Consider the following 26,480-nt stretch of genomic DNA (forward strand, 5'->3'; position numbering starts at 1 on the left):
GTTAATGATTAAGGCTTACTTAGTTCCTGATTTAACCAGCTCCTTACAAATCTTTTTAATAAGACCAGGGCCTTCATAGATAAAGCCTGTGTAAAGCTGCACCAGTGATGCTCCTGCATCAAGCTTGTCTTTGGCATCCTGAGGTGAATGAATCCCCCCCACTCCTATAATCGGAAAAGCTTTATTGGACTTGGTGGATAAATACCTGATTACCTCTGTAGAACGAAGGGCCAGTGGCTTTCCGCTCAGTCCGCCAGTTTCATTTTTAATACTTTCAGGCGTATACAGTCCGTTCCTATCTATGGTAGTATTCGTAGCAATGACACCTGCTATTTTAGTTTCCAATACAATCTCAACGATATCATCCAGCTGCTCATTGGTCAGATCCGGTGCTATCTTCAACAAGATAGGCCGGGATATTCCATTTACATTGTTCCGCTGCTGCAGGGTATTCAACAGTTCCATCAAAGGCCCTTTTTCCTGCAATGCCCGCAGACCAGGGGTATTGGGTGAGCTTACATTCACTACAAAATAATCCACTACATCAAACAGCCTGTCAAAACATTTAATATAGTCGTTCACCGCCTCTTCATTGGGGGTATTTTTATTCTTTCCGATGTTGCCGCCTACCACGATGCCTGTATTCTTGCTTTTCAGCAGCCTCAACCTTTCCGCCAGTGTATCTACACCTTTGTTGTTGAAACCCATCCGGTTGATGATGGCACCATCTGCCTCCAGCCTGAACATCCTTGGCTTGTCATTGCCAGGTTGTGGCAAAGGGGTTACCGTGCCTACTTCAATAAATCCAAATCCAAGATCACTAAGCGCCTCAATATACTCTCCGTTCTTATCAAATCCCGCTGCAAGGCCTACCGGATTCTTAAATTTGATACCAAAGACTTCTCTTTCCAGTCCTTTAATGTTGACATCAAAGCTGCTGCGCAGGATGGTTTGTCCCAATGGGAAATGATCATGAAACCATTTAAGCCGCTTAACAACGAAATAATGTACGTTTTCGGGGTCAAACTTGAAGAATAATGGCTTAATGAGTTGATACATGGAATGAAGATATTTAATATGCCAAAAATGCACATTTGTTTGTATTTTTGCAATTACATGATTTCAATAAACGACTTAACATTCTTAATAGGCTCCAGAGCCTTATACGACGAGGCAAACTGGCATATTAAACCGGGAGACAGAGTAGGATTAATTGGTGCCAACGGAACCGGAAAATCAACTTTATTAAAGATAATTGTCGGGGAATACGCGCCTTCGGCAGGTACCATATCTATGTCTAAAGACATCAAGATCGGTTACCTAAACCAGGATTTGCTTTCTTACGACTCACACCACAGCATCCTGCATGTGGCAATGGAGGCTTTTGAGCGCCAGAACCAATTGCATGATGAAATAGAAGAACTGTTAAAAAAGATTGAAACAGACTATTCTGAAGAGGTTTTAAATAAACTGAGCGATAAGCAACAGGAATTTGAAGCCCTGGATGGTTACAACATAGAATACCGCGCAAATGAGATCCTGGCGGGTCTTGGTTTTAGCACCGATGACCAGCACAGGCCACTAAATACTTTTTCGGGAGGATGGCGCATGCGCGTAATGCTGGCCAAGATCCTATTGCAGACACCAGACATCCTATTGCTGGATGAGCCCACCAACCACATGGACTTACCCTCCATCAAATGGCTGGAGACTTATTTAGGTAGTTTTGAAGGTGCTATCGTGATCGTATCGCACGACAGGTACTTCCTGGACAAGGTAGTAAACAAGATCGTAGAGTCTCGTAAAGGAAAACTGACACCTTATTCCGGCAATTATACTTTCTATCTTGAAGAAAAATCACTGAGAGGCGAGATCCAAAAGGGAGAATTTAAAAATCAGCAGGCCAAGATCAAACAGGAAGAACGCTTGATAGAACGCTTCAGGGCTAAGGCATCTAAAGCTAAAATGGCGCAGTCGAGGATGAAAGCGCTGGATAAAATGGAGCGCGTTGAGGATGTGGATGATGACAACCCTACTGTAAACTTCCAGTTTAAATTTTCAAAACCTTCCGGCCGTCATGTAATACGCGTAGAAGAGGCTTATAAAAGCTACCCTAACGTAGAAATCCTGGAAAATGCGGAAGGACTGATAGAAAAAGGCGACAAGATTGCCCTGATCGGTGCCAATGGTAAAGGTAAATCTACCTTGCTGCGGATCATTGCTGGCACAGAGGGCTTTACCGGTAAATGCGAAACCGGCCACAACGTAACTACCACCTTCTTTGCACAGCACCAGCTGGAATCACTGCACCTGGAAAACACCATATTGGAAGAACTACAGGCTTTTGCACCTAAGCATACCGATACTGAATTGAGGGGTATATTGGGATGTTTCCTTTTTACCGGCGACGATGTATTTAAAAAGATCCGCGTATTATCCGGAGGGGAAAAGTCAAGGGTGGCACTGGCAAAATCGCTGACCACAGACTCCAATTTTCTGATCCTGGATGAGCCAACCAATCACCTGGACATCCAGTCGGTGAACATCCTGATCCAGGCATTAACACAATATGAAGGCACTTTCATAGCGGTATCTCACGATAGGTACTTCCTAGATAACGTAGCCAATAAGATCTGGTTTATTGAAGACAAGGACATCAAAGAATACCCTGGCACATACGCTGAATACGAGGAATGGAATGCCAAAAGACCTCCTGCGCAGCCAACCAGTGTACCGGTAAGGCCTGATAAAGAGGTTAAAAAAGTGGCAGAAAATAAACCGGCCCCGGTGATCAATAATCAGCAGCAGCTGAAAAAACTTAACGAGCAGCTGAAAAAGATTGAAACGGAGATTGCTGACTTTGAACAAAGCGTAAAGTCCATCGAAGCTGAGATTGCAGATGAGAACGTATATGCTGACGCAAAAAAACTGGCTGATGTAAATAAAAAATACCTCGATGCCAAGCGCCAGCTTGACACTGCCCAGAATACCTGGGAAGCACTTGCGTCAGACATTATGGAGCTGGAGAGCAAATGATAAAAACTGCGCTGGTCTTCTTGATATTGAGTATGCAGATTGCTGTGGCACAGACCCGGCAATTGGCATACGAGAATAAGGTATACCAGCAGCAGATCAAAACCGTTCAATGCTATAATGCATTAAAGGAACAATCACTGCCCGTAATTGCTTTGAAATCAAATGAGCAGTTGTTCTTTTCTTTTGACGACCTCGATGGTGGCAGCAAAAACTACTGGTATACGGTAGAGCATTGTACGTCCGACTGGAAGTCGTCCCGCCTCTCCTCTTTAGATTATCTTGAAAGCCTGACGGAAGACAGGATCACTGAATACAAATATTCCCTGGGTACGATTCAGAAGTATACGCATTATGAGCTGTCACTGCCTAACAGCCAGATCAAGCCCAAGATCTCGGGCAACTATCTCCTGAAAGTATATGAAGATGGCGATCAGAAAAAACTGGTTATTACGCAGCGCTTCTATGTGGTAGAGAACCTGACGAATATTGCTATAGAAATTGTACCTAGTCAGCAAGTAGCACTTCGCTTCAGCAATCAGAAGGTAAACTTTACCATTGCGCATCAGGTGCCAATTCAAAACCCATACCTCGACCTCAAGGCGGTGGTGATGCAAAACAACAATCCACAGACAGCTGTGATCAATACGAAGCCTTCTTTTATCAGGCCTGGAACATTGGTATACAATGAACTGAACAGCAACGATTTCCCGGCTGGGAACGAGTATAGGAAGTTTGATATCCGCAGCTTGCGATTTAAAGGGGAAAATGTACAAGACATCATTAAGGATACAGCATTAAACGTTATTCTATTCCAGGATATGAATACCAACAAAGCCAAATACAGCAATTTGATTGATGAAAACGGCAACTTCTTTATCAGAAACCAGGAAGGAAGGGAAGATCGTATTGACAGTGATTATGCAGGGATTACCTTTACCTTAAATGCTACACCGCCCGCTTCAAACGGGGATGTATATGTAATTGGCCGCTTCAACAACTTTGCCCTCAACGAAACAAGCCGGCTTACTTTTGATGCTTCAAGGAAGCGCTTTTATGGAAACATCTTTCTAAAACAAGGTCTCTACGACTATAAATATCTATGGCTGGATAAAACCACCGGCAAAACAGACCAAACGTTATTTGAAGGTTCCTATTTTGAGACAGAGAATACCTACCAGGTACTGGCTTATTACAAAAAACCGGGATCACGATGGGAAGAACTGATCGGTTACTCCAGCGTAAGCAATATGAAACGTTAATCTTGCTTCAGTATCCAGACAGAAATACTTTTTGCATGGCAACTGAACTCCCCAATGCCCTGCTCATTAATGATCACCTCATGGGTACTGTTCTCCAATGCGTCAACATAGGTTTTACCAGCATTACGTAGTCCGAGTTCCATAAGTTTGACCCCTTCTGCACCATTGCTTAGGATCACTGCAAATCCTGAATTCGGCTGTTCGTCAATTCCTTCCCTGGTCCAGCCTATGCAGTTTGGATGGTCAAGATAATCACGCTGCAGGCCGTAGCTGAGGTCCCTTCTTATGCGGCATAAGCCGGGGAGTTCGGCCAGTGGGATCAACTCTACACTCGTCTCCTTACCGTCTTCATCTTTATCAATATAGGAAGCACCGTACAGATCAGGGTAAAATAAACATGGCAGACCCTGCTCGCGCAGCAATATCAGCGCATAAGCCATAGGCCTGAACCAGAATTCGATGTAGGACTGTAATGCCTGTAATGGCTGAGAATCGTGATTGTCAACAAAGGTAACTGACAATTCGGGATTGGATTGGGTCAATGTTCCTTCAAATATACTGCTCAGGTCATATGCTTCAGGATGCAGACTTGCCCTATACAAATTGTGATGGAGAATGGAATCAAAAAGGTGCATCCTTCCTTCGGTCTGCACTATATAGTCATGCAAGCGCTTTACATTATCCACCACCCAGTTTTCCCCTACAATAAAAAACTCCTTATCAAAAGTATTTTTCATGTGGTCCAGCCAGTCATTCAGGAACTCATAAGAGATGTGTTTTACCGCATCAAGCCTGAAACCTTCCATACCACAAGTCTGGTAATACCATTCTCCCCAGCGCTTAAGCTCTTCCCGTACAGCTGGGTTTCTGAATTCTATATCGTTGAACATCAGGTAGTCATAGTTGCCAAATTCATCAGAAGGCACATCTTCCCATGCGTCCTCATAGCCATTTTGGATAGCGAATATGGCATTTCCTGCTATGTCCTTTGCAGAATCTACCCCACTAAAGCAGGTATGGTCCCAGACAAAGTCTGAATACTCACCTCCCCTGCCGGGAAACGTAAACTTAGTCCATGTCTCGATCTCGATTAACTCAGATGCAAACTCCGTCCGGTTTTCCGAATCTACCATTCTTACTTTTACAGTTTCTATCTCATCCCCTCCGGCCTTGTGGTTGAACACCACATCAGCAATGGTAATGATACCTGCGTCCTTAAGTTTTTTTATCGCGTTCAGGTAGGCTGCTTTATCTCCGTGACGGGTAGCAACGGAGTCTTTCTGGTTAAATTCACCTAGGTCAAACAGGTCATAACAATCATAGCCGACGGAAACATCTCCAGAGGTAGCTTTATAAGCCGGAGGAAGCCATGCCCCGGTGATCCCTAAGGCAGAAAGTGCCCCGGCCTGTTGGGCTACCTTGTTCCAAAGTATCTCAGTGTCATTATAATACCAGTGAAAATACTGGATCAAAATTTTGTTGGCCATGCGTTGATAACGTTAAGTGGTACAATTTGTTTATTTTTGTCGAGATTATGAGTATAAAAGTTAAAAGTCCGAAGGATTCCTTCACCATAATGAACGAGTTGGTGCTACCCAACGATACCAATACGCTAAACAATTTAATGGGTGGCAGATTACTTCACTGGATGGATATCGCCGCTGCAATATCTGCTCAGAAGCATTGCAACCGGATCGTAGTGACTGCATCAGTAGATAATGTATCGTTTAAGCAACCGATAAAACTGGGTGATGTAATTACCATTGAAGCTAAGGTTACCCGGTCTTTCCATACCTCTGTTGAAGTAAGATTGGATGTCTGGGCAGAAAATATCCCTTCAGGTACGCGGGCAAAATCCAATGAGGCTTATTATACTTTTGTAGCGGTAGACCAAAGTGGCCGGCCAATTCCTGTGCCTGAGTTGAAACCCGAAACTGACGAAGAAATAGAACTATATGCCGGTGCATTAAGACGCAGACAGATCAGACTGATACTAAGCGGCAAAATGCAAGCTAACGATGCAATAGAACTAAAAGCGCTGTTTTTCCCCGAGTAATTACCTTAACGACATTTCTAGGATCTTATCAAACTCGTCTGCACGCAAAGGCATAACGGATAATCTTCCTTGTCTTACCAGTGAGATATCTTTTAAGCTTTCTTCAGCTTTGATCTGTTCCAGAGACACTGGATTTTTCAAGGCCTCGACTGGCGACAGATCAACTACTACCCAATTGGTATCATCAGTAGTAGGGTCCTGGTACGCTTCTTTGACTACTTTAGCTATACCCACTACATTCTTGCCTTCATTGCTATGATAAAAAAGCACAAGATCACCTTCCTGCATCTCCCGGAGGTTGTTGCGTGCCTGGTAATTGCGTACACCATCCCAAAAGGTCCTGCCATCTTCATTAAATTTATCCCAGCTGTATTTAAAAGGTTCAGACTTTACTAACCAATGCTTCATTTTATCGTTGTTTATAGTGCTATAAAGGGCATATTTTAGTTCAATCTAAGGATTGGCGACAAAAGTGGCGACAAACGCAACTTCATGAAACAGTCAAAACAATCTCAGTTGATACACATCTGGGAAGATTATGAGTTCTATTTAAACATTCCCAAATCCTTTGCAGGTTCCAATAAGCCATTTATTTATTTCTATTATTTAGACATCAAAGCTAGCAAACAACAGCGAATTAGAAAATATGTTGGTAAGAATGCTGGTAATATGAAACTAATAAAAGATGAAGCAAAATCTACAAGATTTAAAGTCTTTGAAAAGGAAGAATTACTAACGGTAGCCTCGCTCCTATCTGAAGATACAACTGGATTACGAAAACAGAGCTGTTGAAAGCATATTGATCTATCCTAATGGAGGTCAAAGCTTAAATGAGGCATATTTTGATTTTTACTTTACATCTTTGATTGGATCACGGTCAACTGCTCAGGCATTTAACAGCGTGATAAATGGAAATGCTGAACCTGGATTAGTTGCGATTGATTTTATAGTTTCGTAATAAATACTGGCAAGGGCCATGCATCATTGCCCTTTTTTATTATTTTCGAACTCATGTCAACATCAGAAAAGTCCAATCAATGAAAAATCCAATATTTGAGATCTATGTTAATGGTGAGCTAGTTACAACAGCTGGTATTACCGTTGAGTTTGGTGTTTTATCAATGATTACTACATGGGTTAGAAGGCAGAAATTAAATGATGAAAGTCTAAGCTTAACGGTGTCAGGCTTAAATTCTATTGATAATACCATGTTAGATTGGTATGGTGCGGGATTGACAATCGGTGATGAAATACGGATTAAAATAACTGATGAAAGTGAGATCACGATTCCCAAAATTAAAGAAGGTTGGTCTAACATAGATGAAAGAATTCTGGCCGATAAACTAAAACAATTCCATAGACTTAAAGAAGAACTAAAAGACCACATTTAATCTATCAAAGTAAGACAATCCTAAATTAAAGCTTACGCCCTAAGGTGTGTTTACTAGAGGTGTGTATTAAAAGGACAATGGTGAACCTGCATTGGTGGCGTTTGATTTTATCTTATCATAGTAGGAATATAAGAGCCGCAATAATTGTGGCTCTTTTTATGGATACTCAATATTACTTGCATCCTATTAATGTCATCATAATTCTGTAACTTAACCCTTATGAAAATTGCTCTCTCAACTATCATTCTGTCATGGCTCTTGATTGAAACTTGTTCTTCTCAGATAGCCAGTACAAAACATTTGGATTTAGGTGCAATAAAAAGAATCGAATTATTGGAGGTTTCGGGCGATATGAGTGGTGAAATTTTTGAGTATAGAATTGAGCGAAATAAGGGGGATAATTGGGTATCTAAGCGAACAGTTACCTATGCGAAGGGGGCTACTAAATATGAAACTTCGAAAGACCCATTCATTCGTAAAATACCAGCGAGTTATCTGAGCTCCTTGTTAAATTCCTTTACCAATCCAATTCTGACGAACAATATAGCAGAGTTCAAAATCAGTAAGGATACTTTAATTAGCTATTTGGATTCAATGCCTATTCCAATTTCAACAGATAGAAAGTTAGCCATCGTTAAAGACATCAACAATGAATTTCACTTACGACAGGCATTTGAAAATTCACTTATACCGAAATTCAGAGACCATCAAACCTTGTATCAAATTAAGTTAATAATGCTGCGAGGTGATACAATTGTCGCAAAAGCCCGTTCTTTTGGTTATCATTATGTTCCATGGAATATTGATGGCGTTAGAGTATATGATCCTAAAATCACAATGTTTTACAATTACCTATGTGGAAATGAACGATACGAACCTAGTCGCAGGCATTATTTTTATAAGTTTCTAACTACCGAGTTGCTTAGATCTCAGGGACGAATTCTTTATCCACAGAAACAGCGATGATTTATCCATTACCTTACTTAACATTGTCTAACCTATTCCTAATCCAAGCCCTCCCTCAAAAGGGTGCTTAAGTGCGGAATGGCTTGGTTTAGTCATACATCTTTGGGTAAACATCGATCAGTACTTTCCATTACCGAAACTGCGGACAATTCGTTCTATCATTAAGCCTGTAGGTTTTGAACCAAGCCAGACGCAGGAAATAAGGTATTTCGCATTTGTAATCGGTGCATTAAGAATGCCAGATATTGCTCATTCATCTAGGATAGGCTTATCCTGGATTCACTCACTCTTACATATCTGTCATACATAAATGCTTTCCGAAAACTTCATTGCTCCATGCTGACTTCCCGAACATTCAAAATCTGCACTCGCTTTGCTCAATTGATTTCAACTGTTACAGTCAGCGTTTTTATATGCTCACCTACGCGTCGGTGAAAACTTCGCTTCGCTCGTGCCTTCGACATAGCACGAATCGCACTGCGTGCTTCTTTTCGTACATTTTCACCTCAATTCGCTTGGTTAGGTGAGCTACTTTTGACTCTCGCTTCCTTCCTAAGAAAGGTCATTGGCTTGCGACTAGGCACTTAAGCCGAATTGCTAAATAATTATTATCTTGTAACATGAAGATAAAGCCGACCATTGCACTAATTTTGCTGACTACTTCGTTACTTACACAAGGCTGTGATTATTCCGAAGATGTCGCTCAGGAAATTAAAGACACTACTTTTCTAGATTCAAGAGGTAAAGAATATAAGTTTTTAGGACAGATTCCTGACAGCCTTCGTACAGAACAGCAAAATGTAACGATAAAAAAACTACTGCAAGTACATCGGGAGTATTTTAAAGTGGAAAATAACAGATTTGTCCTGAAGCTTTCAAAACAGGAGTTTTTCACAAAAGGACTTTCTGATTATGACTACAACGTTACGTTGCAAGAAATTGACGGTAATAATAAGTATGTCGACGAATATGGACTTGATGCTGATTCATTGAATCAAGAGATGATAAAAACAATAGACAGTAGCTTAAAACGCCCGAACATTGCTTTTCCGAATAATGCGAAATAATTAGTGATACCAAGTCTTTTGGCAAGCCTTAGCAAGCAGCCATCCTACGGATTCTATCTGCTTACATTTTAATAGAAATTCGCAAGGTATGGTGAGCTATAGAAGTATTTATTACAATGATTATGCTGTATAATACTTAGATTGCATGTTCATGTTAACCTACAAAACCATTACAATATGAGAATGATCTTAACAATACTGTTTATTACGGTATTTTCAATTTCAAGTTTTTCACAGACAGTGGAAAGCACTAACACCACTTCTCAAGCAAAAGAAAAAGTTCATTCTTATGCATATATCTTGATTAAAGGGAAGGTATTCTCTAAGAAGCTAAAGGTGTCAGTTGACTTTGGGGACACCCCAGAACAATTGAAGGCTGGTGAGGAATATTCTCAAAAGCTAACTGATAAGAAGTCATACGCTGCTATTTTAAATTACATGGTTGAGAACCAATTCGAACTTGTGTCTACATTAGATTATACTAATACTGATGGAGGGTCGGGCGGAACCTCCGGTATTGTATTCATTATGAGAAGGAAATAATATCAACCACACCATCTATTTATTTCGTCGTTTTTTTACATAAAAATTAAACATTTATCTAAATATCAGCGTTTTTGATGTCAGAAAAAGTTAGGACAGTAAATTTGAAGGGGTTAGATACTACTAAATCACTGTCCTTTTTTTATCTCATCCTTTACAAAAATATCAATACAACTTTTTTAGCACTCAGCTAGTCTTGACCAGCCTGGCTTCGATTCGTAATGTGATTCTCTGAGAACATTAGTGTTTATTTGTATATTACAGGGTCTAAATTGCTCAAAATGAAAAGAACACTAACAATAATTGCCGTGTTGATTCCAACACTGGCTTTCTCTCAAACTGCATCTTTTGACTCAGGAGGTCTCATACGAGGAGTAATTACATTTGCAGTGATGATTTTAATTTTTCTCCTGTTAAGGGAAGTTGTTATGTGGTATTGGAAGATTAATACGATAATTGACAACCAAGCCCAGCAAATCAGAACTCAGCAGGAGACAAACAATTTGCTGAGTGAACAAATCACATTGATGAAAGGGCATTACAAGGCTAACCATACTGAAGATGGAACCACCGATACTATCAATCTAAGCAAATCCGAGGATTAATAACATGAATACGGTATCTGGTGCCTTAATTGGTGAAGTGCTCGGCTTTATTTCAGCATTCGGATTAATAAGAACAAATGCTAAGAAAAGTCAATGGGGAATGCTGTTACCTATTATTGCACCTATAACAACAATAATCGGTGCTGTATCGGGTGGTAAAATCGGACAACATCGAATTACTAACCAATGATAATGACCAGAGAGACATTTATAAAAGCCCTTCAAATCAATTTAGAACCGTATATTGACATCATTACCGAGAAAAAAGAAAGTATTGGGACATCCTACGTTGTTAAGATTGATGATAGAAAACATAACAGTGGGGTTACACCAATCGAAGAGACGGAATATTTTTCAACTTCATATGAAATCCAACTTAAAGTAGGTGTCGATAAGCAGGAGTTTATGCAATCTGTGATAGTATACGCAAAAGAAAAAGTTACCGAAGATATATTTGATATTTGGGTGAATGCTTATGGTGATGATATTGATATGAAAGCATCCCTTATTACTATCAACGATGATTTTGACGATAGTGAATATCGGGACATATAGTAGAATTTGATGAGCTTAATCATTGCCTAAATCCATAACGAATAATCTAATTTACATTTAGCTAGCTTATTAGCCTGGCTTCACTTGCAAAGTCGTTATTTCGAGTGCAACTCTTGATGTAAGTTTATTTCTCCTTACCTAGATTTTTTCTCGCTCAGAGTGGTGATCTCAACTACACAAACCTCGGCTCTAGTTAGGTAAGGAATACTTAAAGGCTGAACTACATTGATTCTCGACACATAATTCTCATCAATCATTTGTTGGTCGTCCTTAACTAGTTTGCCATCTAATAAATATAGTATTGACGAATCTTGTCCGCTTACATACTTCTCTTTTAACTGTTTTACAGTTATAAAAGAATACTTTCGGGATGGTGACATCTTTATGAATACTTTGCTTGATCCATTCCCCTTATCAATATTTATTGAAATGATGTCCTTAGGATTAATCGCACCTATTAAATTTCCTTTAACCAGCACGCTATCAATATAGTATTCCGGGTGATTATCTATAATTTGTTCATTATTATCTGACGTGTAAGTAACCTTGACGTTACTGCTTACAACCTGCCCTTGAAGTTCGACTGAATAGAGAATTAAAGAGCAAAGTCCAACAAATAGTAATTTTTGATTCATGATCTTAAGTGTTTAGGATACTGTAAGTTAAACAATTATAGCGACAAAATCCATATTGATATATTAATTATCACACGAAGTTAAGCTTGTCCCCTCAACAAGTGTCAAGAAATTCCCCCTTAAACGCTCATTACAACGCACCACCCATTTAATGCGTTGCTTCTTGCACATAGATTGAGTTGAAAGCTTGGTTGGGTTCTATAATTAATTTAATCATTATGGAACAAAACTTAAACAAAGTGGCTGAGATCGAACTGACCTACAAGCCAAATTACAGAATTACTGACAGACCAAAAATAAGCAGTTCTAAAGAGACTTATCAACTTTTGATGAACTACTGGGAGGTTGGGAGATTGGAGTTTTTAGAAGAGTTTAAAATCATCCTGCTAAATCGAAGGAATCGTACTCTTGGAATAATTAATCTTTCGATGGGTGGATTTGCAGGAGTTGTCGTGGATTCTAAAGTGATATTTGCTGCTGCATTGACTGCCTGTGCTTCAGGAATTGTGCTAGCACATAACCATCCGAGTGGGGAGGTTGAGCCGAGCCATCAAGATATAGAGCTTACTAAAAGATTGGTTGCAGGTGGTAAGATTTTAGATATTGCTGTACTTGATCATTTGATAATAAGTAATGATAGGTATTATAGTTTTTCTGATGTTGGATTGCTGTAAATCTCCAACATTATACAATGAGATGATTCATTGATAAGTGGCTACATTATATTACATTTGAATAAACAAGATTATTAACAACGCAGCTTTTGTTAATAAATACGCCTTTGCTGCACTTTAAACAAAGATAACAATGATAATTGCAGGTTACAAACAGCCGACAAAACAGCCGACAAAATGAGTGAAATATGTGGATTTTAGGGTAAATTAAGGATGAAAAGAGATGCTAGACCGAAATGCAAAACGGTTCAAAAACTAGCCTCACCATCCCAAAAGGTCCTGCCATCTTCATTAAATTTATCCCAGCTATATTTAAAAGGTTCAGACTTTACTAACCAATGCTTCATTTTATCGTTTCTTATTTTGATGTCAAAGCTAATAAAACCTGAACACAATTGCTATCCACCAAACTTATTGACTCTGAATATAAACGACATCATAAAATACCTTCCAAGGCGATTGACCCTCCTGTCCACAATCACATTGTCAAACACATCCCTGGTCACACCTGAGTTCTGGTCAAACAAATCAAAACCGTCCAGTCTTAATGTCCCCATACCTCGTTTTAAGAATTTGTATTCCATAAATAACCTTAAAATAGCAGGATTATTTACAAATGAATTGTCAAATCCGGTATTGACTACCTTAGTAAAATCATAACCGAGCGTGAGGTCCTCAAAAAAGTAATTTCTACCATTGATGCCATACTCAAACCGATTTGTGAGCCTGTCATCCAGACCGTCCTGAGAATATTGAACCTTGTTTTGCGCATAGGAGGTTTCAATTTCCAGATTAACTATATCCTCGAGGTCCAGTCTAAGCTCTACCTCTTGTCGCCAGCCAGCGATGTTCGCCGTATTTCGCTCATTATTGATAAATGTTACTTCGTTATTTAACCGGCCTTCACCCTGAAGTTCCAGGGTAAACTTCCGGTCAAAGAAAGGTCTTGCCACACTGTATTTACCAAACGCAGCACGAAAGCCATCTGTATTCGTATAACTCGTCACCTGGTTTACGGTATTTGGTATCAAAACCTTAGTGGTAACAATCTTATTTTCCGTCTGGTTATATGAGGCCTCAAGGGTCAGCATCTGCCCTTTGTCCCAATCGCTTCTTTTATACTGGGCATTAACACTGTGGATAAACTCTGGATTCAAATCCGGATTACCTGTCACCACGTTTTGCAAATTGGAGTTATCAGAAATAGGCTGCAACTGGAAAAAGTTGGGCTGATTATTTCTGCCCCAATAGTTTACATCAAATTGCTCCTGTTTGGTAAACTTGTATACGAACCTTGCAGAGGGGATAACGTTGAAGTTTTTTTGCTCTGTACTGATGTCCTTGCTCACATTCTGCCCCTTTAACACGGTGGGTTGTGCATTTATACCCAGCGTGTAATTATATTTTTCATCAATGAACCGGTAATTCAAACCCAGTTTATTCGTAATAAACTGGTAATTGAAATTATTGCTCAGATCAGGATTGAACACTTCCGTCCCGCCTATAACATCACGGGTATCTTTGTTATTGGTAGTTGCTGACCTGCTCCAGTTATAATTGACTTCCAAAAAAGTCTTTGCCCAAATAGGCTCCATATATGAACCGCCGGCATTGGTACTGAAATTATTATTGTTCTGGTCTGCAAGCTGATTCTGGAATCTTACAGAATCCAGACCTCCTTCAGTAATCACATAATCGTTAGATACATCTCTTAAATTTTCTCCCTCTGAATAATTAACACTACCCCAGAAATTAAAATTCCTACCCTTTTTGGCTAGCTTATGGTTAAAGAACACACTGGTGCGGGCATTCAAATTCCGGTCGTTGTTAATGTTATTGCTGATCCTGTTGGTGACTAGGTCCTGCTGCACAATATTGGAAACACCACCATATAAACCTTCGTTCGTGCTGTAGGAGAAGTTTGGAGAGATCTTCAGAAAGTTCATGCTATCGGGCTTCAGCTCAAGGTTTCCCCAAAAATCATGGCCAAAACGGGTACTCTGATTGTCGTTCCTTGAATCTTCAAATCTTGTAAATTCCTGCAGGAAGTTTTGAGTATAAGCACTGCTGACCGTATTGTTTTTGGTATTGTTAAAGTTGTATCCTCCGTCTGCAGACACTTTCGGATTCCATTCATTCTTATAGTTGACACTTCCCGCATTCCTGGTGGTGATCCCGTCTCCTCCCCCGCCCCTGAGGTTGGCATTGTTTACCGTTCCGTCAAATGACACCATACGTTCACCTTTCATACTGTTGGCGCGTACACTTGTATTGTACCGTTCCGAATTTCCCAGCCCCCCTGAAGCCCGTGCAAAATAGCCTTTCTTTTTGTCCGGCTGAATGGTGAGGTTGAGCACCTTCTCAGGTTCTCCCGTTTTTATCCCTGTCAGCTTTGCCTGTTCTCCATAATCATCAATTATCTGGAGATTTTGGATGATGTCTGCCGGAAGGTTTTTTATTGCAGTTGCGACATCCGTACCGAAAAAATCCTTTCCATTTACCCTTATTTTAGTCACCGGCTTACCTTGATTGGTGACATTGCCATCTTTATCTACCTTTATACCGGGTAACTTTTTCAATATCTCATCTACAGCATCTCCTTCCCTAACGGGAAAAGATGCAGCGTTGAAACTGACAGTATCTTCCATCACCCTAACCGGTGGAACACCGGATATGGTAACCTGGTCTAATGTATTGGCAATCAATTTTAGTTTGATATCTGGAGCGGTGAACGTTGTTCCCTCTGTGATGTTGTACTGCTTTATAAATGCCTGAAAACCTACGAACGCTGCTGATAGCGTAAATTGACGCGATTTCACCTTATTAAAATTGAAAGCCCCATCTGCACTGGCCGACATCGCGAGGCTGTCTGTTGTCCAGCTTATTCTGACGACCGCACCTGGCAAGGGCAGGCCTGCTGTGTCAAGTACTTTCCCCTTTACTACATAGTTTTGCGCTTTGCTGGAAAACGCAATACCCGTAAGCAACAGTATTACAAGAATTGGTTTGAATAAAAGATTCATTGAGTTTTTTGTGTGTGCAGGTAAAAATACAACATGCTTATAGAAAGAATTTTAGCGTAATTAATATGTTACAATAGACACCAAAAGTATTCATAAAAAAAGGCAGCCCATTGGACTGCCTTCTTATCTATAAAGCAATATTGATTAGTCTTTATTGGACAATGCTTTCTCTATCCGGTCAGACAAATCTTCCAGATGATATTTAGTCATACTTGTAGTAGATGGAGCAGCAGATTTCATCATCCCAGAAATCTCACGCAATTGTGCTTTCACAAAGGATGAAACATCAGTCTGACTGGCTGATGGCCCCGACGACCTGCCCATCATACCTCCCGGAGCTGCCGGTGGTGCCGGCTTCACAATGGAGATCAGTACATCCACATATGTCTTCTGCAAGTTACGGCGATAAATGTCAATCTCAGAGTTAGATTTCAATTCTGTCAATATACCAGAATTTAAATCTGCAAACAGGTCCGTTAGCTTATAGGCATCCTTTCCATCTGTAACCTCTGCATTGATCAGTTTATTCATTGTACTGGTAGTCAGTAATCTGGCCAGTGCAGAAATCTGCACGCGATTGATCACATCGGTAGGGTTCTGCCCGATATTGTCCAGGATTTTTTGATCTACCAGCCAGGTCGGTGTGGTAAATACATTCTTATTGAAGAAGTCCATCGCCTCCTTTTGAATCGCATAAGGAGTACGTGAGTACACATTCGCTTTTTCTTCTACAGTCCTTGGAGTAGTATAAACACCACCTACATTTTTAGCCACATGGCCTATGTATCTGCTAAACTGCCCAAGCATTTCTGAATATAGCGTCGAAAGATCTTCATATCCCTCATTCTCATTTTTCGCCCATTCAGGCATTTTAACAATGATGCGCTTCAGGTTTTTGATGCCGTACTCGCTTGCTTTCATCGCATTATCTCCCAGGTCCTCACTTTGGTTGCGTGGATCGTTAGGATCCATTTCTGTTCCAAATACCAGGCGGTTATCAGCTGAAAGCCGTTTGATAATGGTCTTGTTGGAATACGCTTCCTCTTCCTCAGGGGTCTTAAACTGAGGCATCCATTTATAGCCCCATTCTATCGCCCATTTATCATAGTCACCAATACGCGGAAAAATTCCTTTCTCTGTGATATTGTCTTCAGGTTGTGCTACATAGTTAAACCTCGCATAGTCCATAATAGATGGTGTATGTCCGTTCGCTTCCACCCATTTCTTGTCGCGGAGTTTCTCAACCGGCACAGTAGCTGAAGAACCAAAATTATGGCGCAGGCCCAGGGTATGGCCCACCTCATGTGAAGATACGAAGCGGATCAGTTCACCCATCAGCTTGTCATCAAATTTGGTTTTACGTGCAGCAGGATCTATTGCAGAAGCCTGGATAAAATACCAGTTCCTAAGCAATAGCATAATATTGTGGTACCAGTTAATATGCGTTTCCAGGATCTCGCCAGTACGCGGGTCATGAACATGCGGACCGCTTGCGTTTGGTATATCAGAAGGTTTATAGACAATTGCATTATGCCGCGCGTCGTCAATACTCCAGTTAGGATCTTTGGGAGCTTCCTTAGCTACAATAGCATTCTTAAAACCCGCTTTTTCAAAAGCAGCCTGCCAGTCGTTCACACCTGCAATCAGGTAAGGTACCCATTTCTTCGGTGTAGCCGGATCTATATAAAACACGATAGGCTTGGCAGGTTCTACCAATTCACCTTTCTTGTATTTTTCCACATCTTCCGGTTTCGGCTCCAGTCGCCAGCGGGTAATGATAGATTGGCGCTTAACTCCCTGAGGGTTTGCATCGAAGTCAACATAACCGGTAGCAAAATAACCTACCCTGGGATCAAAGTTGCGGGGCTTCATTTGATTTGATGGCAATAGTACCATAGAGCTATTCAGCTCATAAGTGGCTGGCGTAGCCCCTCCAGGTGGCGCCATCATACCTGGCAGCGCAGGTGCAGATTTAGTGAAGGTCTTCAAAGTACGTATCTCGATGTTCATTGGATAAGACTTGATTTCCTTAATGTAACTTCTGTCAGCCATAATACCGCCTAATGAAAGGCCTCTTTTAGCACCTGCTGAGAAGAAGAAAATATCATTATCACCATTCATATAGTCTGTAACGTCGATCACAACCCCGCCTTTTTTAGTGACAGAATCCTTGGCAAAGGCCTTGATGTCAAACGCAGCTACGAGGGGCTGAATGTTAGAGTTCAGCAATGTCCTGGACATGCCCTGCTCCGTTGTATCACGGGAGCGTTCATCAAAAGAAATGCTCTTTAAGAACAACTTATTGCCAGGTCCTTTTTCAAAAGAAATCACATTATCTCCTATATGGTCACCACCATATCCCATCATGGAAGCACGGTTTCCCGCCGCAGCTTTACTGATTCTGTTGACAAGCAAAATTTCGCGGTTTAGCAAACTATCCGGAATCTCAAAGAAATAGCGGTCGTCTATGTTGTGCACCCAAAAGAGGCCTTTATCAGTCTTGGCTTTAGCCGTAATTACATCTTTGTAAGGTTTAGGGCCTGGTTTTGCAGGAGCTGCTGGAGGCACTGCCGGCCCCTTTTTGGTAGTATCGGCCTTGGCCGATGGCGTGCTAGGTTTTGTAGTAGGCTTTGTCTGGGCATCCGCATAAGATGCCACAGCAATACCTAACATGGTCAATAAAACTGTTTTTTTCATTAAACGTAATAATAAGTTTAGTTTACTATGATTGATTTGATCATTAGCTTTCGGCAAAGTTACGCCAGCTATCAGAAAAACACGCTGTTACACTATAACTTTACAGTTACATTAGTGAATCATTTTGAAGAGCAATTCTTTAAGCAATTCTCCATCCGTGGTATTTCCTGTACTGTCCACTCCTTTGCTCTTTAAATCATATTCCCTCAGCAAGCTTACGATATCGAAGGTTTTACCCAGTGAATAGCTGCGCGCTGCAGTCTCAAAGTCTTTCACAAAGTATGGGTTTACGCCCAGTTCCTTTGCCGCATCAGCCTTATTCTGCAGGTAATGGTATTTCAGGATCTTGGTAAAATAGGCACTCAGATTGGCCATTACCATCACCATAGGATTCGCCTTTGGATTATCTGCAAAGTAATTGATGATCTGGTTGCACTTCAAAACATTCTTTACAGCCAGGGCTTTCTGCAGTTCAAAAACATTGTATTCCTTACTGATCCCTATGTTTTTCTGGATCAGGTCAGTATCTATGGTAGTTTCTTTACCAATATTTAAGAATAGCTTCTCCACCTCGTTGGCTATCTTCGAAAGGTCAGTACCCAGATATTCCGCCATCAGGGCCGATGCCTGAGGCGCTATCTTATATCCCTTCTCTCTCACCAGCTCTTCTATCCAGCCAGCCAGCTTATAGTCGCGCACCAGTTCAGACTGAAATACCAGTCCATTCTTATCGATCGCTTTATAGATCTTTTTACGCTTGTCAAAATTGGCGTATTTATAGCCCAGCACCAAGATTGTACTTGGCATCGGCTTCTCAAAGTAATTGAGTACAAATTCGGCACTTTTGCTATTTCCTTCCGTCTCCTTCGCCCACTTCAGGTCCTGTGCTTCTTTTACTATGATCAACTGATAATCAGACATCATAGGGTAGCGCTTAGCCGCATTCATGATCATTGACATATCCGTATCCTTCCCGTAAAGCACCGTCTGGTTAAAACCCTTTTCCATTTCATTCAGTACGTGGGCCTCCATATAATGGATCACCTGATCTATGTAATAGGGTTCTTCTCCGTGCAACAGGTATACGGGCTTAAACTTTCTGGCTTTAATGTCTTTTATGATATCTGCGGCAGTCATATGATTGCCAAACTTAGATAAAAATTTTGTTTACTTTTACACAAATGTCATTTACCCCAACCGCCCTTAATCTGCCTCAGTATCCTTTCAAAATCACATTAAAGGATTCCAGGCATTTTATATTCGATGAGGTACGTAAAAAACACCTGGTGCTTACTCCTGAAGAATGGGTGAGGCAGCATTTCATACAATACCTCATTCTCGAAAAAAAGTTTCCAAGATCGCTTATCCAGATAGAAGGTGGCTTGAACCTCAATCAGCTTCAGAAAAGAACCGACATTGTCATCTTCAACAACCTGGGCCAGCGCATTATGGTCATAGAATGTAAAGCACCGGCAGTGAGGATTAACCAGGGGGTATTCGATCAGGCAGCACGGTACAATTCCGTGCACAAAACCAAATGGCTGGTAGTCACCAATGGGTTAAAACACTGTTATGCACAAATAGACCACACCAAAGAAAGCTTCCTCTTTATTGAGGAATTACCTTTTTACGCAGATTTATAATCCAATACTTACCTGATACGACAATGAAAAGATCAGTCCTCTTTCTACTGCTAACCTGCCTGCTGCTCAGTGCCAGCGCACAAATACCCGACAAAAGCTGGTGGACTTTCAGCTACCCTGCTAATAGGGCCCCCGACAGCGGGCTTCTCAGTCTGCGGTATTTAAATGAACCCCTTGCAGGCAAAAATGGTTTTATCCGTTTGAGCAAAGACGGTAATTCCTTTGTAAACGGCAAAGGTCTGGAAATTCGCTTTTGGGCCAGTAATGGTGGCAGTCTTGCCAGCGAATTTACGGACAAACAGCTGGACACACTCGCAAGGTTCCTGGCCAGTAAAGGCGTAAACCTGGTCCGTTACCATGGCGCTATCAATCCGAGAGGCAAAAATACCGGGATCAACGATGCCGACACTAAAGAAATCACTAATATCTGGCGCTGTGTAGCCGCCATGAAAAAACATGGAATTTACACCGTCATCTCACCTTTCTGGCCTCACAACGGACATATGGGCGGATGGGTCCCTGAAGAATGGGGAATTGAAGGATATTCCGGCAAGGACGATCTATGGGCAGTAATGTATTTCAACGACAAACTTAGGCAGGGTTATAAATCATGGGTCAAACAACTCTACACCACACCCAATCCGTATACCGGGGTTGCCTTAAAAGACGAACCTGCCGTGGCCATCATACAGATTGAGAATGAAGATGCGGTATTTTTCTGGACCATGGGTTCTATAAAACCTGCACTGGCAAAAATGGCCGGTCAGCAATTTTCAGAATGGCTGAAAGCCAAATATGGAAGCTTGGCCGCAGTAAAACAGCGCTGGGGAACGGCTAGTCATAAAGACGATGATTTCGCCTCAGGGATAATTGGTTTAAACCATATTTATGAACTGACCATCCCCGCCTCGCCCGGAGTATCAGAAAGACTAAAAGACCAAACCGAATTCTACGCACATATACAGCGCACATTTTATGATGACATGGCAAAATACTACCGTGAAGAACTAGGTTGCAAGCAAATCATCAATGGCAATAACTGGCGGACAGCCTCCCAAAGCCGCTTGCTCGATCTCGAGCGCTGGACAAATAGCGGCGTGGACGTAATTGCGGCCAACAAATATTTTGATCCGCAGCACAAAGGTCCAAATGATGGATGGCGGATAGAACCAGGTGACCATTATGGTGCTCCCTCCGCGCTTAAAAACCCGGCGGACCTCCCATCCAACCTTAAACATGTGACCGGCCGGCCTATGATGATCACGGAAAGTGCCTGGAACCTGCCAAATAAATATCAGACCGAAGGGCCATTACTCATGGCGGCATACGGAGGCCTAACAGGCCTGGATGCCTTTTTTTGGTTCTGTCCTACTGCCACTACCTTTGCTACCCAGCTGCATTTTACATGGACAAAGATCAACGGTCAACACCCCATGAACCGATGGAGTACTTCTACTCCGGGTGAAACAGGCATGTTTCCTGCTAATGCGCTCATTCACAGGTTGGGCTATGTAAAAGAAGGCAAAGCAGTAGCGGAACAGCGCAGCATGAACAGCATGCTCGACAGAGAGGTCCCTTCGATCTTCGAAGAGCAGTCCTTCGATCCAAACCGGGATTTTATTATCGGAAACAAAAATAATGAAGGCAAAAGTACCTTATCACCCCTTACCTTCCTAACCGGCAATGTATCTACCACGTACGGAAGCGATAAAGACACGGTGGCGATTTATGCAGACCAGTCAAAATTAATAGATACGGAAAGAAGCCTGATTGCTTCCGTTACCGCTCAACATCGCCTGGATTATAAAAATGGCATCTTCATACTCAACACGCCAAAGGCAAAAGCAGTCGCAGGCTTTCTAAATACCCAGAAGGTGTTTGAGTTAGGCGAAGTAATCATTTCGTCAGACAACGAATATGCTACTATCGAACTAGTTAGTATGGATGATAAAAACATTAGTCAGTCGAAGAAGATGCTCCTGCAGGTAGGTACAATATTTAGGCCAACCAACTGGAATGAAGAGCCCTCTGCTTATAGTCACAACAACAAAGAGGTCAAAGGATTTAAGATCACCAATACTGGAATACTACCCTGGTTGGGAATGCCCGCACAGGGAAGCGTAAAGATTAAAAACAAACATATTGACAAAGCGATCCAATTAGATGCCGCAGGATACAGGGTTAAAGACCTCAACCTAAAAGTAACTGGTGACACTGTCGAATTAATCCTGCCTGCCGACGCCTATTATATTCTACTGGAATAAACTAATCAGACCCTGAACTATGTTTTTTAGTGAGCTAGCCGCAGGCGATAAGTCTCCACTTCTTTTAGTGCTTCCAAAATTCCCGTACGCTGACGCTGCAGCAGTTCTATATGGTCTGCGTGGGTAGAATAATCTTCAAGAGCCTTATCGTATTTCTCAATTGCAGCTTTTTCACCAGTCTCAATAGCAGCCAATATCGCTGCATCTTCCTTGCTGCTCATGGCCTGCTTAATATCTATCCAGGTTCTGTGAAGCACACCAAGAATGCCACCTTCTTCATTATTTGAATCACCACCGTGCAAGGCCAGATGTTCTTTTAGTTCCATCGCATAACCTGCGCGCTGCGCTGAATATTTTAAGAACAGCCCTTTTAGTTCTATACTATCCGTAGCTTCAGAAGCAGATTCATACCCTTCTTTACCGTCGTTTACAATATTAATCAATCCTTTCAGGTCGCTGATTATTTCATTATTATTTTCCATGATATAAGTTTTTAAATACCTATAACCTTTGTCGACGGCAATTGGTTTGCCTTTTTACGAAGATTCGTAATTCAGGCCCAATTTCATTATCTTTCCAAAAAAACAATGAAAAAATCAACGCTCTTCGAACTCGCCATTAAAATAACCGGTCTTGTTGCCCTTTGGCATGCCGTTATGGCATCTCCTACTTTATTTGCGGGGTTTACCATATTCGCTTCTGCATTGTCCAACTTCGGTACACAGGGCGGCTTCATGGCCATCCTTGGTATCTCCATGTTCCTAAACATAGCAGTGGCCGGATTTTTCGCTTACCTCTGTCTGATGAAAACGGGTATGCTGCTCAGGCTTTTTAAGTTCGACAACGAGGAGGAGCTTGATTTAAAAACAGAAAAAAAGGTATTCTTTGAGATAGCCGTATTCCTTGCCGCCATAATGCTTCTTATAAGCGGACTCACGAACCTGGTCAGCTACGATTATAAGACAGATTATAAAACAGAAACTATCAATCAGATGACTAACAATCAAATATCTACCAATACCTATTCCTACTTTCAAACGGGGCAGTTGCTTCTACCTGGCTGCTCAAAAGATACGGATACCATGATCTGGATCAGGCATCCGTTGATAAAAACTGACCCGAAGAATTTCCTAGCTGAACTCAGGTTCGGCATAGAACTTCGCCAGATTGATACATAAAAAGCCGTGGCTACTGAGCACCAATGCTATCTGATCTGCTTTATCAGCACCAGACTCTACCCTGAGAATTCTGTCACAGTCATCAATATCCACTGTCCAGCGCATGTCAGCTGCCAGCGCATTTAAAAACGGTGTTACCCTGCGCAGATCGTGTTTTGAACCAATACTTGTTTTAAAAATTAATACCATATCTCAAAGCTTATTAAATAGGTTTACTTTCCTTCCTCTTTTTCATCCCTGCACCAATTACCAAAGCGGCCAAACTTATGCTCGCCCATACGTTCCTTGAAACGCTCCAGTTCCTCCGGACTCATGCTCTTCATCTTCTCGGCCAGCTGGCGCTTCCTAAACGCACCTCTCCCACCAGGACCGCCCATTCCGCCAAATCCAAAAAGCAGTTTACACAACACAATGATACCCGCCGACTGCCAAAAGGTGATCGTCGCTACATGGATCACATCGGGCAATATATTATTCCACAACAGCATCACCACATAGGTGAACAATGCCATCATTGAAAACACCATCAAGGGAATGAAGACGTACTTGCCCTTACCCATTCTTTCAATAAAATTATTTCTTCTCATCTTTTTGACTATTAATCTGTTAATTCCTCGTACAATTGCCTCAGTCGCTTCCTAAGGTGCAATACCGCATAGCGCTTTCGCGTTACCAGCGTCTGCGCATTTACCCCCGTTCGTTCAGCTATTTCCTTAAAGGGGATATCTTCGAGCTCCTGCCATACAAATACCTGCCGCTGCTCCTCCGGAAGCTCCTCCAGTGCCGCAAACAGCTGCTCCCAAAACAGGTTGCGCAAATATTCCGTCTCTGGAGTAGCCTGATCCGGAAACAGGATCGAAGTGTAATCCTGCTCGCCTTCTTCATCCTCGCCAAACATATCATCCAGCAAACTTTCTGTCCGCTTGCGGTATTTGTCTGTGATCTTATTACGGGCCACTTTGTACAGCCATGCGCCCGTTTGCTCTATCGGGGCAGTATTGACCAGCGCGCTCAGGCTATACCAGATATCCTGCAGAATATCCTGTGCATCAGCATCGCTGGACACCTTTCCCCTGATAAAGGACAGCAGACCTTTCCCATAATCCTGAATGGTTCTTGTCAAATAACTGTTCTTTTCTTCGGGCATCAGCGCTTATAAGTATGGTACTTAATAGTATAGACGGGCCAAGTCCAAAAACATTTCAAAAAAATGAAGAAATAATAATATGGTGGCTTGTCCTAATCCGAAATAGATTTTGCTTTTTAAAAAATCCTCAGCAGATACTGGAATCACATCATTTTTTATATATTTGCTCTCAATTTAGATTTAATATAAATAAATATATTATTGTTATGAAGAAGATCTTTCTGGCAGCCTTATTATTATCTGCATTCTGCGGACAAGCGCAAAACAACACGTTGATGAATCCAGAGTTTTGGAAGTCCAAACCTAACGTCGATCAGGTAAAAGCTGAGATAGCTAAGGGGAATAGCCCTTCAAAACCCGATGCCGCTTCATGGGACCCGACAGCAAGAGCTATTCTTAACGATGCACCCTTAGAAACGATTAAATTCATGGTGGAACAGGAAGGTAACGGCGTAAAGAAAAAAACACACCATAGTGCCTCTTACCTGCATTGGGCAGCATCAAGGGGAAATACAGAACTGGTAACGTATTTAATCCAAAAAGGTTCTGATGTACATTTGACCGATAGCCATGGTGCCGCCGTAATTTCCAATGCAGCCGCTAACGGAAACCAGGAAAAAGGAGTTTACGAAGCGTTGTTTAGCGCAGGGGTAGATCCTAAAAAAAGATACGAGGATGGTGCCACTCTATTGATGCAGGCAATATCCCGGGACAATGAATTAAAGTTGTCAGATTATCTCGTGTCCAAAGGTCTGTCCTTCAATGATAAGGATGAGTATGGCAGTACTGCGGTAGATTATGCAGTAAAGCTTGGCAACAAGGAATTGGTGGAAAAATTGATAGCTAAAGGCATCAAGCCTACCAGCAGGGCGCTTTTCTTTGCAACACAGGGTTCCAGAACATCTCAAAACGGAATCGAAACGTATAAGTACTTAGTGGAACAATTAAAGTTAGATCCGAAAGCCGTTAACCCCAAAGATGGTGCTACTATTTTACATACTTTGGTGCGCCGCCCAAATACGGAACTCATTAATTATTTTCTGAGTAAAGGAGTAGATGTTGCTAAGGCCGATAATGAAGGAAATACGGTGTTGATGGCTGCAGCCGCCGGAAGGGATGTCAAGCTTGTGGAGTTGCTATTGTCGAAAGTAAAGAATGTAAACGCTGTAAATGAAAAAGGAGAATCTGCCCTTACGCAGGCAATTGCAACAGGATCATCAGAAGTAGCGTCATTATTGATAAAAAATGGTGCAGACGTTAAAATCCTGAATAAGGATGGCAATAACCTGGCTTATTATTGGTTTAACACTTATAGAGAAGCTGCACCGGGAGCAATGGGCAGCCCACAAGGTGGTGGTCCGCAAGGGGCGGGCGCGCAACGCCCTCAAGGTGATGAGTTTGGAAGTAAATTAACTGTCCTAAAAAGCAGCGGACTTGATGTAGCGGCTCCTCAAAAAAATGGAAGTACGCTATTTCATCTGGCAGTAGCTAAAGAAAGTCTGAAATTGGTAAACAAGGCAAAAGAGCTTGGCGCTAATATTGACGCCCAGGATGGTGAAGGTGCCACTGCACTGCATAAAGCTGCCCTGATTGCCAAAAACGATACCTTGTTGAAATCACTAATTGAATTAGGTGCAAAAAAAGACCTTAAAACCGAATTCGACGAAACAGCTTATGACCTTGCAAAGGAAAACGAGTTCCTTTCAAAAAACAATATTCCTGTTGATTTTCTAAAATAAAT

27 protein-coding genes and 1 pseudogene are annotated in these 26,480 nt (G+C 41.6%); 16 read left to right on the forward strand and 12 right to left on the reverse strand.

Translation table 11 applies throughout. The annotated features are described in order from the left end of the window. Positions 1-15: 15 nt before the first annotated feature. On the reverse strand, positions 16-1,059 hold the full coding sequence (locus tag EZ437_RS17590) for a quinone-dependent dihydroorotate dehydrogenase (protein WP_131597381.1): 1,044 nt from the start codon (positions 1,057-1,059) through the stop codon (positions 16-18). Positions 1,060-1,116: 57 nt separating this feature from the next. On the opposite strand from EZ437_RS17590, the gene EZ437_RS17595 reads away from it, so the two are divergent. Both EZ437_RS17595 and EZ437_RS17600 read left to right on the forward strand, forming a co-directional pair. Further along, positions 1,117-3,036, forward strand: coding sequence for an ABC-F family ATP-binding cassette domain-containing protein (locus EZ437_RS17595; RefSeq protein WP_131597382.1), 1,920 nt, complete (start codon positions 1,117-1,119; stop codon positions 3,034-3,036). A gap of 32 nt (positions 3,037-3,068) precedes the next feature. Beyond that, a complete protein-coding gene (locus EZ437_RS17600; protein ID WP_225869613.1) occupies positions 3,069-4,295 on the forward strand; it encodes a type IX secretion system plug protein in 1,227 nt (408 codons plus the stop codon). On the opposite strand, the gene EZ437_RS17605 is transcribed toward EZ437_RS17600, so the two are convergent. After that, the gene (locus tag EZ437_RS17605; protein WP_131597384.1) at positions 4,292-5,782 is read right to left on the reverse strand and encodes an alpha-amylase; all 1,491 of its coding nucleotides are present in this window, start codon (positions 5,780-5,782) and stop codon (positions 4,292-4,294) included. The two genes, EZ437_RS17600 and EZ437_RS17605, sit on opposite strands and share 4 nt — an antisense overlap. Before the next feature lie 47 nt (positions 5,783-5,829). Here EZ437_RS17605 and EZ437_RS17610 point away from each other — a divergent pair, with 47 nt between their 5' ends. Continuing rightward, positions 5,830-6,351: an acyl-CoA thioesterase gene (locus EZ437_RS17610; RefSeq protein ID WP_131597385.1), complete on the forward strand. Its 522-nt coding sequence runs from the start codon at positions 5,830-5,832 to the stop codon at positions 6,349-6,351. On the opposite strand, the gene EZ437_RS17615 is transcribed toward EZ437_RS17610, so the two are convergent. Next, entirely contained in the window at positions 6,352-6,759 is a 408-nt protein-coding gene (locus EZ437_RS17615) for an EVE domain-containing protein (RefSeq protein ID WP_131597386.1), read from the reverse strand. 84 nt (positions 6,760-6,843) lie between these two features. Between EZ437_RS17615 and EZ437_RS17620 the strand changes: the two genes are divergently transcribed. The 8 genes from EZ437_RS17620 to EZ437_RS17655 all read left to right on the forward strand — a co-directional run bounded on the left by EZ437_RS17620 (position 6,844) and on the right by EZ437_RS17655 (position 11,478). Beyond that, positions 6,844-7,143 carry a hypothetical protein gene (locus tag EZ437_RS17620; protein WP_131597387.1) on the forward strand — a complete coding sequence of 100 codons (300 nt, stop codon included), beginning with the start codon at positions 6,844-6,846 and terminating at the stop codon, positions 7,141-7,143. Between the two features lie 245 nt (positions 7,144-7,388). Further along, positions 7,389-7,742, forward strand: coding sequence for a hypothetical protein (locus EZ437_RS17625; protein ID WP_131597388.1), 354 nt, complete (start codon positions 7,389-7,391; stop codon positions 7,740-7,742). A gap of 219 nt (positions 7,743-7,961) precedes the next feature. Next, the gene (locus EZ437_RS17630; RefSeq protein WP_131597389.1) at positions 7,962-8,708 is read left to right on the forward strand and encodes a hypothetical protein; all 747 of its coding nucleotides are present in this window, start codon (positions 7,962-7,964) and stop codon (positions 8,706-8,708) included. A gap of 620 nt (positions 8,709-9,328) precedes the next feature. Beyond that, complete coding sequence (locus tag EZ437_RS17635; RefSeq protein WP_131597390.1) at positions 9,329-9,775, forward strand: hypothetical protein; 447 nt, start codon at positions 9,329-9,331, stop codon at positions 9,773-9,775. 177 nt (positions 9,776-9,952) lie between these two features. After that, positions 9,953-10,318, forward strand: coding sequence for a hypothetical protein (locus tag EZ437_RS17640; protein WP_131597391.1), 366 nt, complete (start codon positions 9,953-9,955; stop codon positions 10,316-10,318). 281 nt (positions 10,319-10,599) lie between these two features. After that, positions 10,600-10,923, forward strand: a complete 324-nt coding sequence (locus EZ437_RS21770) for a hypothetical protein (protein ID WP_205942745.1) — start codon at positions 10,600-10,602, stop codon at positions 10,921-10,923. Between the two features lie 4 nt (positions 10,924-10,927). Then, a complete protein-coding gene (locus tag EZ437_RS17650) occupies positions 10,928-11,113 on the forward strand; it encodes a hypothetical protein (protein WP_131597392.1) in 186 nt (61 codons plus the stop codon). 2 nt (positions 11,114-11,115) lie between these two features. Beyond that, positions 11,116-11,478: a hypothetical protein gene (locus EZ437_RS17655; protein ID WP_131597393.1), complete on the forward strand. Its 363-nt coding sequence runs from the start codon at positions 11,116-11,118 to the stop codon at positions 11,476-11,478. A gap of 134 nt (positions 11,479-11,612) precedes the next feature. On the opposite strand, the gene EZ437_RS17660 is transcribed toward EZ437_RS17655, so the two are convergent. Further along, positions 11,613-12,113, reverse strand: coding sequence for a hypothetical protein (locus EZ437_RS17660; protein WP_131597394.1), 501 nt, complete (start codon positions 12,111-12,113; stop codon positions 11,613-11,615). 218 nt (positions 12,114-12,331) lie between these two features. On the opposite strand from EZ437_RS17660, the gene EZ437_RS17665 reads away from it, so the two are divergent. Further along, positions 12,332-12,787 carry a JAB domain-containing protein gene (locus tag EZ437_RS17665; protein WP_131597395.1) on the forward strand — a complete coding sequence of 152 codons (456 nt, stop codon included), beginning with the start codon at positions 12,332-12,334 and terminating at the stop codon, positions 12,785-12,787. 251 nt (positions 12,788-13,038) lie between these two features. Here the strand turns inward: EZ437_RS17665 and EZ437_RS17670 are convergent. From EZ437_RS17670 to holA, 4 genes and pseudogenes are all read right to left on the reverse strand, one after another. Next, positions 13,039-13,134, reverse strand: a pseudogene (locus EZ437_RS17670) (EVE domain-containing protein); the annotation flags it as partial. Positions 13,135-13,185: 51 nt separating this feature from the next. Further along, entirely contained in the window at positions 13,186-15,810 is a 2,625-nt protein-coding gene (locus EZ437_RS17675; protein ID WP_131597396.1) for an outer membrane beta-barrel protein, read from the reverse strand. A gap of 144 nt (positions 15,811-15,954) precedes the next feature. After that, positions 15,955-18,507 carry a zinc-dependent metalloprotease gene (locus EZ437_RS17680; RefSeq protein ID WP_131597397.1) on the reverse strand — a complete coding sequence of 851 codons (2,553 nt, stop codon included), beginning with the start codon at positions 18,505-18,507 and terminating at the stop codon, positions 15,955-15,957. 111 nt (positions 18,508-18,618) lie between these two features. Then, positions 18,619-19,644 (reverse strand): DNA polymerase III subunit delta, encoded by a 1,026-nt coding sequence (holA, locus tag EZ437_RS17685; protein WP_131597398.1) that lies wholly within the window; start codon positions 19,642-19,644, stop codon positions 18,619-18,621. 44 nt (positions 19,645-19,688) lie between these two features. On the opposite strand from holA, the gene EZ437_RS17690 reads away from it, so the two are divergent. Then, positions 19,689-20,150 carry a type I restriction enzyme HsdR N-terminal domain-containing protein gene (locus tag EZ437_RS17690; RefSeq protein WP_131597399.1) on the forward strand — a complete coding sequence of 154 codons (462 nt, stop codon included), beginning with the start codon at positions 19,689-19,691 and terminating at the stop codon, positions 20,148-20,150. A 23-nt stretch (positions 20,151-20,173) separates the two neighbouring features. After that, complete coding sequence (locus EZ437_RS17695) at positions 20,174-22,414, forward strand: beta-galactosidase (protein ID WP_131597400.1); 2,241 nt, start codon at positions 20,174-20,176, stop codon at positions 22,412-22,414. A gap of 26 nt (positions 22,415-22,440) precedes the next feature. Here EZ437_RS17695 and EZ437_RS17700 read toward each other — a convergent pair whose 3' ends face one another. Then, on the reverse strand, positions 22,441-22,896 hold the full coding sequence (locus EZ437_RS17700; RefSeq protein WP_131597401.1) for a ferritin-like domain-containing protein: 456 nt from the start codon (positions 22,894-22,896) through the stop codon (positions 22,441-22,443). 105 nt (positions 22,897-23,001) lie between these two features. On the opposite strand from EZ437_RS17700, the gene EZ437_RS17705 reads away from it, so the two are divergent. Further along, complete coding sequence (locus EZ437_RS17705) at positions 23,002-23,592, forward strand: hypothetical protein (RefSeq protein ID WP_131597402.1); 591 nt, start codon at positions 23,002-23,004, stop codon at positions 23,590-23,592. Here EZ437_RS17705 and EZ437_RS17710 read toward each other — a convergent pair. The 3 genes from EZ437_RS17710 to EZ437_RS17720 are packed head-to-tail and all read right to left on the reverse strand — an operon-like array spanning position 23,545 to position 24,739. Beyond that, the gene (locus EZ437_RS17710) at positions 23,545-23,781 is read right to left on the reverse strand and encodes a hypothetical protein (RefSeq protein WP_131597403.1); all 237 of its coding nucleotides are present in this window, start codon (positions 23,779-23,781) and stop codon (positions 23,545-23,547) included. The two genes, EZ437_RS17705 and EZ437_RS17710, sit on opposite strands and share 48 nt — an antisense overlap. 23 nt (positions 23,782-23,804) lie before the next feature. Further along, a complete protein-coding gene (locus EZ437_RS17715) occupies positions 23,805-24,179 on the reverse strand; it encodes a hypothetical protein (RefSeq protein WP_131597404.1) in 375 nt (124 codons plus the stop codon). Positions 24,180-24,190: 11 nt separating this feature from the next. Beyond that, entirely contained in the window at positions 24,191-24,739 is a 549-nt protein-coding gene (locus EZ437_RS17720) for an RNA polymerase sigma factor (RefSeq protein ID WP_131597405.1), read from the reverse strand. Between the two features lie 206 nt (positions 24,740-24,945). Between EZ437_RS17720 and EZ437_RS17725 the strand changes: the two genes are divergently transcribed. Then, complete coding sequence (locus EZ437_RS17725; RefSeq protein ID WP_131597406.1) at positions 24,946-26,478, forward strand: ankyrin repeat domain-containing protein; 1,533 nt, start codon at positions 24,946-24,948, stop codon at positions 26,476-26,478. The last annotated feature ends 2 nt before the right edge of the window (positions 26,479-26,480 follow it).

Origin of the sequence: Pedobacter psychroterrae, from assembly GCF_004331695.1 — a bacterium.
In the GTDB taxonomy this organism is placed as follows: Bacteria; Bacteroidota; Bacteroidia; order Sphingobacteriales; family Sphingobacteriaceae; genus Pedobacter; species Pedobacter psychroterrae.

Excerpts from the sequence above, each read along its gene's own strand:
- EZ437_RS17590 (WP_131597381.1), bottom strand. The coding sequence starts at position 1,059 with ATGTATCAACTCATTAAGCCATTATTCTTCAAGTTTGACCCCGAAAAC.
- EZ437_RS17595 (WP_131597382.1), top strand. The coding sequence starts at position 1,117 with ATGATTTCAATAAACGACTTAACATTCTTAATAGGCTCCAGAGCCTTA.
- EZ437_RS17600 (WP_225869613.1), top strand. The coding sequence starts at position 3,069 with ATGCAGATTGCTGTGGCACAGACCCGGCAATTGGCATACGAGAATAAG.
- EZ437_RS17605 (WP_131597384.1), bottom strand. The coding sequence starts at position 5,782 with ATGGCCAACAAAATTTTGATCCAGTATTTTCACTGGTATTATAATGAC.
- EZ437_RS17610 (WP_131597385.1), top strand. The coding sequence starts at position 5,830 with ATGAGTATAAAAGTTAAAAGTCCGAAGGATTCCTTCACCATAATGAAC.
- EZ437_RS17615 (WP_131597386.1), bottom strand. The coding sequence starts at position 6,759 with ATGAAGCATTGGTTAGTAAAGTCTGAACCTTTTAAATACAGCTGGGAT.
- EZ437_RS17620 (WP_131597387.1), top strand. The coding sequence starts at position 6,844 with ATGAAACAGTCAAAACAATCTCAGTTGATACACATCTGGGAAGATTAT.
- EZ437_RS17625 (WP_131597388.1), top strand. The coding sequence starts at position 7,389 with ATGAAAAATCCAATATTTGAGATCTATGTTAATGGTGAGCTAGTTACA.
- EZ437_RS17630 (WP_131597389.1), top strand. The coding sequence starts at position 7,962 with ATGAAAATTGCTCTCTCAACTATCATTCTGTCATGGCTCTTGATTGAA.
- EZ437_RS17635 (WP_131597390.1), top strand. The coding sequence starts at position 9,329 with ATGAAGATAAAGCCGACCATTGCACTAATTTTGCTGACTACTTCGTTA.
- EZ437_RS17640 (WP_131597391.1), top strand. The coding sequence starts at position 9,953 with ATGAGAATGATCTTAACAATACTGTTTATTACGGTATTTTCAATTTCA.
- EZ437_RS21770 (WP_205942745.1), top strand. The coding sequence starts at position 10,600 with ATGAAAAGAACACTAACAATAATTGCCGTGTTGATTCCAACACTGGCT.
- EZ437_RS17650 (WP_131597392.1), top strand. The coding sequence starts at position 10,928 with ATGAATACGGTATCTGGTGCCTTAATTGGTGAAGTGCTCGGCTTTATT.
- EZ437_RS17655 (WP_131597393.1), top strand. The coding sequence starts at position 11,116 with ATGACCAGAGAGACATTTATAAAAGCCCTTCAAATCAATTTAGAACCG.
- EZ437_RS17660 (WP_131597394.1), bottom strand. The coding sequence starts at position 12,113 with ATGAATCAAAAATTACTATTTGTTGGACTTTGCTCTTTAATTCTCTAT.
- EZ437_RS17665 (WP_131597395.1), top strand. The coding sequence starts at position 12,332 with ATGGAACAAAACTTAAACAAAGTGGCTGAGATCGAACTGACCTACAAG.
- EZ437_RS17675 (WP_131597396.1), bottom strand. The coding sequence starts at position 15,810 with ATGAATCTTTTATTCAAACCAATTCTTGTAATACTGTTGCTTACGGGT.
- EZ437_RS17680 (WP_131597397.1), bottom strand. The coding sequence starts at position 18,507 with ATGAAAAAAACAGTTTTATTGACCATGTTAGGTATTGCTGTGGCATCT.
- holA (WP_131597398.1), bottom strand. The coding sequence starts at position 19,644 with ATGACTGCCGCAGATATCATAAAAGACATTAAAGCCAGAAAGTTTAAG.
- EZ437_RS17690 (WP_131597399.1), top strand. The coding sequence starts at position 19,689 with ATGTCATTTACCCCAACCGCCCTTAATCTGCCTCAGTATCCTTTCAAA.
- EZ437_RS17695 (WP_131597400.1), top strand. The coding sequence starts at position 20,174 with ATGAAAAGATCAGTCCTCTTTCTACTGCTAACCTGCCTGCTGCTCAGT.
- EZ437_RS17700 (WP_131597401.1), bottom strand. The coding sequence starts at position 22,896 with ATGGAAAATAATAATGAAATAATCAGCGACCTGAAAGGATTGATTAAT.
- EZ437_RS17705 (WP_131597402.1), top strand. The coding sequence starts at position 23,002 with ATGAAAAAATCAACGCTCTTCGAACTCGCCATTAAAATAACCGGTCTT.
- EZ437_RS17710 (WP_131597403.1), bottom strand. The coding sequence starts at position 23,781 with ATGGTATTAATTTTTAAAACAAGTATTGGTTCAAAACACGATCTGCGC.
- EZ437_RS17715 (WP_131597404.1), bottom strand. The coding sequence starts at position 24,179 with ATGAGAAGAAATAATTTTATTGAAAGAATGGGTAAGGGCAAGTACGTC.
- EZ437_RS17720 (WP_131597405.1), bottom strand. The coding sequence starts at position 24,739 with ATGCCCGAAGAAAAGAACAGTTATTTGACAAGAACCATTCAGGATTAT.
- EZ437_RS17725 (WP_131597406.1), top strand. The coding sequence starts at position 24,946 with ATGAAGAAGATCTTTCTGGCAGCCTTATTATTATCTGCATTCTGCGGA.